The 11,905-nt window shown below is 36.7% G+C and carries 12 protein-coding genes; 1 reads left to right on the top strand and 11 read right to left on the bottom strand.

The features are described 5' to 3' along the window. Window positions 1-25 precede the first annotated feature (25 nt). The 11 genes from CP357_RS01995 to rsmG all read right to left on the bottom strand — a co-directional run bounded on the left by CP357_RS01995 (window position 26) and on the right by rsmG (window position 11,174). Complete coding sequence (locus tag CP357_RS01995; protein WP_025005901.1) at window positions 26-1,174, bottom strand: cell wall metabolism sensor histidine kinase WalK; 1,149 nt, start codon at window positions 1,172-1,174, stop codon at window positions 26-28. 3 nt (window positions 1,175-1,177) lie between these two features. Next, a complete protein-coding gene (locus tag CP357_RS01990; RefSeq protein WP_025005902.1) occupies window positions 1,178-1,864 on the bottom strand; it encodes a response regulator transcription factor in 687 nt (228 codons plus the stop codon). 170 nt (window positions 1,865-2,034) lie between these two features. Next, window positions 2,035-3,894 (bottom strand): ABC transporter ATP-binding protein, encoded by a 1,860-nt coding sequence (locus CP357_RS01985; protein ID WP_098036427.1) that lies wholly within the window; start codon window positions 3,892-3,894, stop codon window positions 2,035-2,037. A 9-nt stretch (window positions 3,895-3,903) separates the two neighbouring features. Next, window positions 3,904-5,628, bottom strand: a complete 1,725-nt coding sequence (locus CP357_RS01980; RefSeq protein WP_087176212.1) for an ABC transporter ATP-binding protein — start codon at window positions 5,626-5,628, stop codon at window positions 3,904-3,906. A gap of 113 nt (window positions 5,629-5,741) precedes the next feature. Then, complete coding sequence (locus CP357_RS01975) at window positions 5,742-6,521, bottom strand: DUF1129 domain-containing protein (RefSeq protein ID WP_087235900.1); 780 nt, start codon at window positions 6,519-6,521, stop codon at window positions 5,742-5,744. A gap of 8 nt (window positions 6,522-6,529) precedes the next feature. Continuing rightward, complete coding sequence (gene ychF, locus CP357_RS01970; protein ID WP_005720971.1) at window positions 6,530-7,630, bottom strand: redox-regulated ATPase YchF; 1,101 nt, start codon at window positions 7,628-7,630, stop codon at window positions 6,530-6,532. A gap of 55 nt (window positions 7,631-7,685) precedes the next feature. Beyond that, the gene (locus CP357_RS01965; protein ID WP_025005907.1) at window positions 7,686-7,949 is read right to left on the bottom strand and encodes a DUF951 domain-containing protein; all 264 of its coding nucleotides are present in this window, start codon (window positions 7,947-7,949) and stop codon (window positions 7,686-7,688) included. Next, window positions 7,942-8,826 (bottom strand): ParB/RepB/Spo0J family partition protein, encoded by an 885-nt coding sequence (locus CP357_RS01960; protein ID WP_087176210.1) that lies wholly within the window; start codon window positions 8,824-8,826, stop codon window positions 7,942-7,944. Before CP357_RS01960 ends, CP357_RS01965 begins: the two co-directional genes overlap by 8 nt. Then, complete coding sequence (locus tag CP357_RS01955; protein WP_098036426.1) at window positions 8,804-9,583, bottom strand: ParA family protein; 780 nt, start codon at window positions 9,581-9,583, stop codon at window positions 8,804-8,806. The genes CP357_RS01960 and CP357_RS01955 overlap by 23 nt, the downstream gene beginning before the upstream one ends. Before the next feature lie 14 nt (window positions 9,584-9,597). Next, entirely contained in the window at window positions 9,598-10,437 is an 840-nt protein-coding gene (noc, locus tag CP357_RS01950) for a nucleoid occlusion protein (protein ID WP_098036411.1), read from the bottom strand. A gap of 14 nt (window positions 10,438-10,451) precedes the next feature. Next, the gene (rsmG, locus tag CP357_RS01945; RefSeq protein ID WP_098036410.1) at window positions 10,452-11,174 is read right to left on the bottom strand and encodes a 16S rRNA (guanine(527)-N(7))-methyltransferase RsmG; all 723 of its coding nucleotides are present in this window, start codon (window positions 11,172-11,174) and stop codon (window positions 10,452-10,454) included. A gap of 161 nt (window positions 11,175-11,335) precedes the next feature. Between rsmG and CP357_RS01940 the strand changes: the two genes are divergently transcribed. Continuing rightward, window positions 11,336-11,872 carry a CvpA family protein gene (locus CP357_RS01940; protein ID WP_098036409.1) on the top strand — a complete coding sequence of 179 codons (537 nt, stop codon included), beginning with the start codon at window positions 11,336-11,338 and terminating at the stop codon, window positions 11,870-11,872. Window positions 11,873-11,905: the final 33 nt, after the last annotated feature.

The raw sequence follows: 11,905 nt of genomic DNA, 5'->3' as shown, positions 1-11,905 counted from the left end.
CATTTCATTCAAAATTATAACACAGCTAGCCCTTGCTGTTTGCCTTCTTAGGATTAAGTGGTAAACGAATAATAAAACTTGTCCAATTCTTATCCGATTCGCATCTAATAGTTCCGTGATGCAAATCAACCACACCCTTGGTGATAGAAAGTCCCAATCCTGTACCACCAGTTTTTGTATTGCGCGATGTCTCCACGCGGTAAAAACGATCAAATATCTTTTTCAACGATTTCTTCGGAATAGGTTCACCATTATTTTCTACACGTAATTCAACTTCACGTTTATTTACTAGATTAGCCACTAATTTAATCTGCGTAGCGCCAATACCGTATTTAAAGGCATTAGAAATCAAATTATTATAAACTCGCACTAATTTTTCTGCATCAGCCTTAATGATTAAATTTTTGGGCCGAGCTTCAATTTTAATTTCTATGCCCTTTTTCTCAGCTTCTAGTTCAAATCCCGCAGCAACTTGCTCTAACATTGAATAAATATGTAAATTGCTCAAATTCAACTTAGTAGATTTAAGGGTAGTATATTCAAATAAATCATTGGCAAGAGACTTCATCTGCTCAGCCTTAGTATACGCAATGTTAACGTATTTTTGCTGATCTTCTGGTGAGGCAACCCCACTTTTCAACAATCCCAAATAACCAATAATTGAAGTTAACGGCGTTCTGATATCATGCGAAACGTTGGTAATCAATTCATCTTTTGACTGTTCAATTGCACGTTCCTCATTAATTGAATTAACCGTACTATCAACTAAAGAATTAATAGAATCAACCACATGTTGCAAATCTGGACGAACTCGAAAGTTGATTCGATGATCAAAGTGTCCACTTGCAATATAATGCAATTCTGAAATTACGTGGCGTAGCTGCATTTGATGATAGCGTCTAATCAGTCGCCAATATAAAACGACAATATCGCCTATCTCCATCAAAATAATAAACGTATTCTGCCAAGACCAAAGATGATACCCACCAGCAAATGTCATTGTTTTTTTCAAAAAATAAATGCCATTAACTAAGCTCTCATCTTGCAAAATAGCCAGGTGAATCAGAATAATAATTGATAAATTTAACAAAAGCAGAAGGACGATGGTTACCACTCCTTCTGCAAACAACTCACTTTTTTCAGCGCCAGTAAGCTTGACGCGTTCTTTTTTCATTAACTACGCCTCGACTTTATATCCTACGCCCCAAACGGTTTGAATGACATCTTCACCGCCGGTAGCTTTTTGAATCTTATCACGCAAGTGTGAAACGTGAACCATAACAGTTTTAGCTGAAACAATAGATTCTTGTTGCCATACGCGTTCAAAGATTTCATCTGCTGAAAATACCCGGTTAGGATGACTAGCTAAAAGATATAAAATACCAAATTCAAGAGCAGTTAATTGAATTGCTTTGCCATCAATAGTTTTAACTTCGTGTGAATCACGGTTAATAACTAATGGACCTACCTCCAAAACATCTGGTTCATCATCTTTAACTTGTTTTTGACTACGACGAAGAAGTGAACGAACCCTAGCCATTACTTCAAGTGGATTGAATGGCTTAGATACATAATCGTCGGCACCGGTGATTAACCCTTGAATCTTGTCCATGTCGCCAGTCTTAGCTGAAACAATAATAATTGGAATATCTGAATCTTTTCTGACTTCCTTAATTACTTCAATTCCTGACATATTTGGCATCATTATATCCAGTATCATCAAAGCGATATCTGGAGTCGTGGTTAATTTAGTAATTGCTTCTTTGCCGCTATATGCCGCAATTGGTTCATAACCTTCATTTTTCAGATAGATGCTTAATAATTCTACGATTTCCTTGTCATCATCAACAACTAAGATTTTCATAAAGAAAACCCCTCTCTTTATTTTGCTAATTGATTATAGTCTGTATCTTTATCTACTAGTGTAGCAGACCCTATGGTCTATATTTTACTATTTTTCAATAAAAGGCTGAAAGGTAAAGCTATTTTTTAGAAAAATACAAAAAATAGAGCAACTTGTGCTCTATTTTACTTCTATTCAATTTCTTTTTTACCAGTGTAAAGCTCATAGTAGTAACCCTTTTGCTTCAATAGCTCTTCGTGGTTACCAGATTCAATGATATGACCATGATCAAGTACCAAGATCAAATCAGAGTTTACGATAGTTGACAAACGGTGGGCGATAACAAAACTAGTTCGTCCAGCAAGCAAGTTGTCCATACCTGCTTGAACCATCTTTTCGGTCTTAGTATCAATACTTGAGGTTGCTTCATCCAAGATCATTACAGGTTCGTCAGCAATCATCGCTCTAGCGATACTGAGAAGCTGCATTTGACCTTGAGATAAGTCGCCGCCATCACCATCAATCACAGTATCGTAACCGTGATCAAGGTCATGGATAAATTCATCAGCGTGTGACAACTTAGCTGCTTGGTAAACATCATCGTCACTAGCATCAGGATTACCAAAGCGAATGTTATCCATAATACTGCCAGTGAAGAGGTGGGTTTCCTGCAATACGATTGATAATGACTTACGCAAATCATCCTTCTTGATCTGTTTAATCGGGATACCATCATACGTAATTTTACCTGAATCAATATCATAGAATCGGTTCAACATATTTGAAATGGTAGTCTTCCCAGCACCAGTTTCACCAACCAAGGCAACTTTCATCCCTGGCTTGGCATTGATTGAAATATCATGCAAAATTTGGTGTTCTGGAACATAGCTAAAATTAACATGATCAAAAATGATGTGTCCGCGAACCGGTACTTTCTTAACAGAACCATCTTTTTCAGGAACATTCCAATTCCACATACTGCCGACTTCAGCACCTCGTGAAATTGTAACATCACCATTGTCAGTTTCAGAAGCTTGATCTTCCAAATTAAAGATTCTTTCGGCACCGGCTAAAGCTATCACAATTGAGTTCAACTGTTGTGAAATCTGGGCAATTGGCATACTAAACTGCTTTGATAATTGCAAGAATGAACCAATAGCACCAAGAGATAATGGAGCCCAGCCGTTAATAGCCACAGCACCACCAACAAAGGCAATTAAAACATAGAGCAAGTTGCCCATGTTACCCATGATTGGGAAAAGGATAGTGGCATAGGTGTTGGCCTTACCTGAAGCTTGACGCAATTCTTCGTTATACTTATCAAAACCTGTTTTAGATTCTGGTTCATGACTGAAGACCTTAATAACCTTTAACCCATTAAGCATTTCTTCGTTATAACCATTGATTTGTCCCAACTTCTTCTGTTGAACTTGGAAGTAGTGACTTGATCTTAAAGTCAAGAAACGCACGATACCAAATGACATGGCAAAGATAATGAATGAAAATACAGTAAGTTGCCAGCTAAGTGAGAACATCGCTACCACAACGAAGATCAAACTTAAAGCTGAGTTAGTAAATTGTGGAATGGACTGTGAAATCATCTGCATCAAGGTATCGATATCGTTAGTATAACGACTCATGATATCGCCAAATTCATTTTGATCAAAGTATGAAATTGGCAAGCTTTCCATGTGGGTGAACATTTCGTTACGAACACGGAATTGTACCTTTTGAGCTAACACACCCATTAACATGTTGAACAAATAGTTAGACAAAAATCCAATGGCATAAATACCAAACATTACCGCAATAGCAGTTGCAAGTGGACCATAATTTGGCACCTTTTCCTTAGTTAGCGGAATAATGTAATCATTGATTAATCGTTCAATAAATAATGAACCGATAACATTACTTGCCGCTGCTAAAACGATGGTAATCATGGAAATGATGAGCATCCATGGACTTGTACTGTTTACTAATTTAAGCAAACGCATCAAAATCTTAATTCGATTGCCCTTAGTTTGATTTTTATTATCTACTGCTTGACCCATAACGCTCACCTACTTTCCTTGTTCTTCTTGGAACTTAGCAATTGAACTATAAAGCTCATTAGTCTTCATCAATTCTTCATGCGTTCCAATATCTTGAATTTTACCGTGATCCATCACGATGATGCGGTCAGCATCCTTAATTGAAACAATTCTTTGTGAAATGATGATCTTCGTTGTATCTGGCATGTCTTTAGCCAAAGAAGTTCTAATTTCACGTTCAGTACTGGTATCAACAGCTGAAGTTGAATCATCCAAAATTAAAATCTTAGGATTCTTAAGCAAGGCTCTCGCAATAGTAATTCTCTGCTTTTGACCACCAGAGACGTTATTACCACCTTGTTCGATCATGGTATCGTAACCATCCGGCATTTCACGAATAAAGCCATCAGCATGCGCAATCTTAGCCGCAGCTACAACTTGTTCATCGGTTGCATTTTCGTTACCCCATTTGAGGTTATCTTTTACTGTACCAGTGAACAAAACGTTGTTTTGCAAAACCATCGCAACGTTATCACGCAACGTCTTTAAGTCATATGACTTAACGTTATGACCCGCTACACGAACGGCACCTGCCGTTACATCATATAAACGCGGAATCATTGAAACCAAAGTTGACTTAGAAGAACCAGTTTCACCGATAATTCCTAGAGTTTCACCCGATTTGATATGCAAATTGATATCATGTAACGCATCAGTCTTGTCAGCTAGTTCATATTTAAAACTTACATGATCAAAAATAATTTCACCATTAGTTAAACGCTTAAGTGGCTTTTTAGGATTTTCAATAGTTGGCTTTTCAGTAATGACGGCAGCAATACGACGACCACTGGCACCTGAAACAACTAATTGCGTAGTAATCATAGCTAAAATATTCAAACTGAACAAAACAGAGTTTGAATAAGTAAACATTGAGATAAGTTGACCAGTTTGCAAACTGCCACCAACAACTTCTTTAGCACCAAACCAGCAGATAGCCAAAGTTGAAATGTTCAAAACAGCCGCTACAACTAACGCATTTAAAGACATGATCTTTTGTGCGGTAGCGAATAACTTATAGATAAAGCCTGATGACTTCTCAAATTGTTTAATCTGATCTTTTTCTTGAACGTAAGTCTTTACTTCGCGAATCCCCCGAACATTTTCACGAACGACTTGGTTCATACGGTCATATCCTCTAAAAATTTTAGGGAAATATGGATATGCTGCTTTAATAATTAATCCTAATAGAATCGCAAAAATTGGGCCTATAACTAAGAAAATCAAAGATAATCTTGGACTAATTATGATAGACATCACAATTGAAACGATGAACATCATTGGTGCTCTAACCGCAATTCTGATAATCATCTGATATGCCATTTGTACGTTATTAACATCAGTAGTCAAACGCGTAACCAAACTGGCACTTGAGAAACGATCAATATTTTCAAAAGAATAGTCCTGCATATGGTAGAACATATCTTTACGTAAATTAGATGCAAAACCCGCTGCAGCATGTGCGGAAACATAACTCGCACTCGCACCTAATATCAGTGAAACTATAGTTATTATCAGTAATAACAACCCCATTTTACTGATATAGGGCATATTCCCCTTCATAATTCCATTATCAATCAAAATTCCGACCAAATATGGAATCAGCATTTCGATAATTACTTCACCAATAACGAATAATGGTGAGAGCAATGACAATTTTTTGTATTGTCTAATCGATTTGCTTAGTGTTTTGACCATATAGACCCACCTTTCCATGCACTTCATAAATAAAAAGATAAATAGGCTATTACCTATTTATCTTTTTTGATGTTATTAAATTAAGTATGTACTTTTTTAAAAAAAGAAGCAAATTATTTGCGTTGCATATTTGGTGCAAACGGTGAACCAGTGATCTTGTAATATCTTCTGAATAAGTAACGAGCACCAAATGCAACTGCCGCAATAATAATATCTACTTCACCTGGCAATACCGGGTTAATAGGTCTTAAGCCTGGAAGAGATAGTAACCAAATCCAGACGAATAATACGACAACAACGCCTATCATCCCTAAAATGATTTTAGCCCATGATTGGCGCTTACCATTTTTAGGCATTATCCAGTCATTATATTTCACCATACCGATGCCCATTACGATACCAACACTGGCTAAGGTTAAAATACCCATTTGTGAATTCTTAGGTTGTTTAGTTTCAAATAAAGCAACAACTCCAAACAAACCAACAAAAATTGCAAGATACATTAATGCACCATCAATAGCTAATTGCCAAAATGGAGTTGCAACGGGCTTCTTATCCGGATGAAGCATTTGCTCTGCCTTAATCTTTGGCGAAGCTAAGTATAAACCATTAGCTGGTTGTCCATGACGTTGTGCCACTACAATTTCACCTAATAGTTTATCAGTCATCTCTACTGCTTCGGCACGGGAAATTGAACCTTGCAATTGCAATTCTTTTTCCAAACGAAAAACGTAATCTTGATTTTTATTACTTAACTTATTACGTAATTCCTTTGGATCCATTTGTTTAATTTTTTCATCTTGATTGTCAGCTTCAGTTTGACGCTTTAACTTTGCTTGTTTTTCGCTATCAATATTTGAAGCTGTTTGTTCTTTTTTTGTCTCTTCAGCCATTCTTCCTCCTAGACATTAAATCTAAATTCGATAATGTCACCATCTTGAACTTCGTAGTCCTTACCTTCAAGACGCAACTTACCAGCTTCCTTAACCTTTTGCATAGTTTCAAGCTTGTCTAAATCATCGAAGGAAACAACTTCTGCACGAATGAAGCCACGTTCAAAGTCTGAGTGAATAACACCAGCAACTTGTGGAGCCTTCATACCCTTGTGGAAAGTCCATGCACGAGTTTCAGGACCACCAGCAGTAAAGAAGGTTCTAAGACCTAAGATGTGGTAAGCGGCACGAATCAAACGGTCCAAACCAGATTCTTCAACGCCTTCCATTTCAAGGAATTCCTTCTTTTCATCGTCAGCCATGCCAGCGATTTCTTCTTCAGTTGCAGCAGAAATACCCAAGCATTCAGCACCTTCGCTTTCAGCGTGCTTCTTAACGATTTGGTAGTACTTGTCGCTTTCTGGATCAGCCATTGAATCTTCAGCAATGTTAGCAACATAAATAACTGGCTTAGAAGTCAAAAGGAATAAGCCCTTAACAATCTTTTGTTCATCTTCATTAAAGTCGATTGAACGAGCAGCATTACCTTCTTCAAGAACTGGTTGCAATTTGTTAAGTACAGCCATTTCTGCCTTAGCTTCCTTGTCACCTTGTTGAGCAACCTTCTTTACCTTGTTAATGCGACGGTTAACAGCATCAAGGTCAGCAATTGCAAGTTCCAAATTAATAGTATTAATGTCTTCTTCTGGATCAACCTTACCTGTAACTGAGGTAATGTTGTCATCATCAAAAGCACGAACTACGTGAACAATAGCATCAGTTTGGCGAATGTTTTCGAGGAATTTGTTACCAAGACCTTCACCCTTTGAAGCACCCTTTACCAAACCAGCAATATCAGTAAATTCAAAAGTAGTGTGCACAATCTTCTTAGCAGGAATTAATTCTTGGATTCTTGCTAAACGCTTGTCAGGAACTTCAACCATCCCGACATTTGGTTCAATGGTGGCAAATGGGTAGTTAGCCATTTCTGCACCAGCCTTAGTAATCGCATTAAACAAAGTTGACTTACCAACGTTTGGCAAACCAACGATACCAGCAGTTAATGACATTTGTTGTCCTCTTTTTCTAAAAAACTATTTTAATATTTTATCTTACTTGTCTATTTTATCTAAAATTAGGGCGAGCGATACGATCTTTTGGCACATATTGCTCTTTTTTTGCATTAACCGGATCATTAGCTTTAGTTAAAACCTTTTTCATCTTCCGATTAAATTCGCTACGCGGCATCATAACCATATGGCCGCATCCCATACACTTCAGCTTAATATCAGCACCCATACGCAAAATTTCCCAGTCGTTGACTTGGCATGCGTGAGACTTTTTCATTTGAACTGTATCAGCTAAATTATAAGTGATTTCTTTAGTCATCTAAATCAACACCTAACAAATCAAGAATTCTATTCAACTCTTCGGCAGAAGTGAAATCAATTGATAGGTGACCTTTACCCTTTTTAGTCTCTGAAATATTAACGCTTGCGCCAAATTTATTAGACAATTGGTTTTCGCTTGCTCTAATAAAGGCTGACTTTTTAATAGCCTTCTTTTGGGGCTTTTTGGCATTCATTTCATTGACCAAGGCTTCAACCTTACGAACAGGTATCCCTTCTTGGGCCACCTTTTTGGCTAAACTATCAATTTTATCTTTGTCTTTTAAAGCTAAAAGAGTTCTAGCTTGACCCATTGATAATTCGCCATGTTGCAATAAACGCTTAGTTTTGCTTGGCAAAGTCAATAAACGTAAATAATTGGCAATGTATGGACGAGACTTGCCCATTCTCTTAGAAACTTCTTCCTGAGTTAAACCCAGATTCTTTTGTAGCATTTCATAAGCTTGTGCTTCTTCAAGTGGGGTCAAATCTTCACGTTGCAAGTTTTCTAAGACGGCTACTTCCATCATTTGACTTTCGTCAAACTTGCGAACGATTGCAGGAATGGTCTTTTTCTTAGCTAATTTTGATGCACGATAGCGCCGTTCACCTGCAATAATCTCATAACCATTAACAGACTTGCGGACGATAATAGGCTGAAAAACGCCATTTTCCTTAATAGAATCAGATAATTCTTTCAGGCTCTTGTCATCAAATCGCTTTCTAGGCTGATATGGATTAGAGCGAATCTCACTTAAATTGAGTTCTTGAACTTCTTCAGTTTCCTCAATTTGTGGTTCATCATCAAATAAAGCTTCGATACCACGACCTAATCCGCCTTTTTTTCTATTTTCTTTACTTCTGGAGTCTCTTACCATGAGCTTTTAACACCTCTTTTGCTAAATCATCATATACCTTAGCACCACGAGATCTTGGAGCATATTCGGTAATCGGCTGACCATAACTTGGTGCTTCTGCCAATTTAGTGATTCTTGGAATAATTGTTTTATAAACTTTTTTACTAAAGTATGATTGAACTTCCTTAACTACTTCTGCACCTAAATTGGTTCTAGCATCTAACATAGTTAAAAGGACGCCTTCAACACCTAAGTCCTTGTTAAAGTGCTTTTGTACTAAACGAATAGTATTCAAAAGCTGACTTAAACCTTCCATAGCATAATATTCACTTTGAACTGGAATCAAAATTGAGTCAGACGCAGTAAAAGCATTAATTGAAAGTTGACCTAATGAAGGAGGACAATCAATAAAAATAAAATCATATTGATCACTAATTGCATCTAAAGCTGACTTCAATCTTGTTTCACGTGCCATCATGCTAATTAATTCAGTTTCAGCACCTGATAAATTGATTGTTGCTGGAACCATGTCTAACTTAGCTATTGATGTATGATGAATTGTATCTTGGATTGGAATTTCGTCAATCAAAACATTGTAAATGTCCTGGTCAATCTCTGATTTTTCAATTCCTAAACCAGAGGTGGCATTTCCTTGTGGGTCAATATCCACAATTAAAACACGGTAACCACGGTCGGCAATTGAGGCTGCTAAATTGATAGTAGTAGTGGTCTTACCCACGCCACCTTTTTGGTTAGCAACCGAAATTACATTTACCATATTTTCCATCCTTTCTACTTTCTCTTTAATTCAATGGTGATTTTGTAATCATCTGGATTTTTATCTTCTTTAATTTTAACTTTAATTCCTGAATCTTTAGCCAACTTAACAGCCTTCTTAATGGTATTAATTTGAACTTTAAGGTCCTTTGGAATGCGGTTAACAACACGCTTTTGTTCTGCTTTTTCCTTTTTCTTAGGTTGAGGATTAAAGTAAGCATCCACATCTTTAGCAATTTCTTCAGTTTGCTTTACATTTAAGCCTTTAGCTTCAATCTCAGCTAAAACTCGCTTTTGATCAGCATCATCAAGATTTAAAAGAGCACGGCCATGACGAGCAGTAATTTTTCCTTCAACCAAAGCAGTTTGCACGTCATCATCTAACTTAAGTAAACGCAACTTGTTTGCGACATATGATTGAGACTTACCCATATCTTTAGCCAAAGCAGTTTGAGTTAAATCATTTAATTTCATCAAATTAGTATAGGCTTTAGCTTCATCAATAGGATTCAAGTCTTCACGTTGCAAATTTTCAATTAAAGCAAGAGAAGCTGCTTGATCATCATTCATGTTTTTGACAATGGCAGGAATAGTCTCCCAGCCTAAACTCTTAGCAGCACGGTAGCGACGTTCACCTGCAATAATCTCATAGTGATCATCACCATCTTCACGTACTACAATCGGTTGAAGCAATCCATCTTGATCAAGAGTATCCGCCAATTCCTTAATTGAATCATCAGAAAATTGACGTCGTGGTTGATATTGATTAGGAACAATCTTATCTAACTCAAGATCTTGAATTTGCTTATTCTTGGGGATTTCTTCATCATGATGCATAAAAGAAAATAATGACATTTTTCATCCTCCTATTAACATATTGGTTTACGCCGCGGCGTCCCCGCTTGACGAGGGTATTTCTTTGGCGTTTCTTTAACTTTTTTAACCAAAACCAAAGTTCTTTCTTCTGTAGTTCCTGGCAAAGTTAACTCTTCATCTTTAATTAATTTACCTCCGAGAACTGCAAGTGCCTTTTGTCCTTCATCCAGTTCATCTTCAGCTTTTGGTCCTTTAAGAGCTACAAAATAACCATCTTTTTTAACCAATGGTAGACAATATTCGCTTAAAACACTCATCTTGGCTACAGCCCGTGCAGTAATAATATCAAACTTTTCGCGATAAAGCTTATTTTGACCAACATCTTCAGCACGGCCATGAACTAACTCCACATTATCCAAATCTAATTTAGCAATCAAATCTTTCAAAAAAGTCAGCCTTTTAGCCAGCGAATCAACAATTGTTACTTTAAGAGATGGCTTTAAAATCTTTAATGGGATCGAAGGAAATCCGGCCCCAGCTCCGACATCACAAAGAGTAGCACCATCTTTAAAAACATCGCCAAAAACAAAGAGTGGCGTAACACTATCATAAAAATGTTTGAGATAAACTTCATTTTCTTCCGTAATTCGAGTCAAGTTAACATGTTCATTGACTTCAATTAAGAATTTAAAATAAAGTTTAAATTGCTCTTTTTGTTTATCAGTTAATACAAAATTATGTTTTGATAATTCTAAAATAAATTTTTCAGGATTCATTTTTCACCCGTGAAACCTTGTTTCACACTTCTAAATTTAACGCTAATTATACTTATTAGTAAAGAGAAATCGTCCTTACAATTATCAACTATTTCATTGCAATCGTCAAAGTTTTGTCGCATGCAAAATAGGGTATAATATTCCGCAAAGGAGAAATAAAAATGGTTGTTACTTTAATTGTTTTGGCTTACTTAGCTTATAAAGCCTATACAGGCTATAAAACCGGTTTTACCAGATATATTATTGGTTTAATTTGTTCCGCTATTGTCTTTATGGTCGCAATTTTTATGCAAAATCCGTTTGGCAATTGGCTTTACACCCAAGTTACAGGAGAAATGATTCGAAGCAATTCAACAACTAATGTTGAATTAATGATTGCACGTTTTGCTGCATTCTTCATTATCTTCTTCGTTGGTAAGATGATCATGAAAATATTTAAGGGCTGGATTCCTGATAAAAATCCACATGCCACTAATCTTGGCAGCCTTTTAGACAATGTCTTAGGAGCTTTGGCATCCCTAGTAGCCAGTTACTTCGTAGTCTACGTTGTCTTGTCCATGTTCAATGCATTGCAAAATCCATGGTTCATGCAACAAACAATAGATTCTAGCTTCTTACGCTTCATTATCTACAGTACACCTGGACTTTCTAACGGCGTCTTCAACAGTATCTTCAACATCGGTAAGACCGTTGGTTAAACAAAATAGGACTAAACAAACAATTTGCTTAGC

This window comes from Lactobacillus sp. UMNPBX6, assembly GCF_002553975.1.
Lineage (GTDB): Bacteria > Bacillota > Bacilli > Lactobacillales > Lactobacillaceae > Lactobacillus > Lactobacillus gallinarum.
The sequence above is the reverse complement of the archived record's forward strand: the minus strand, read 5'-3'. Positions and strand labels throughout refer to the sequence as shown.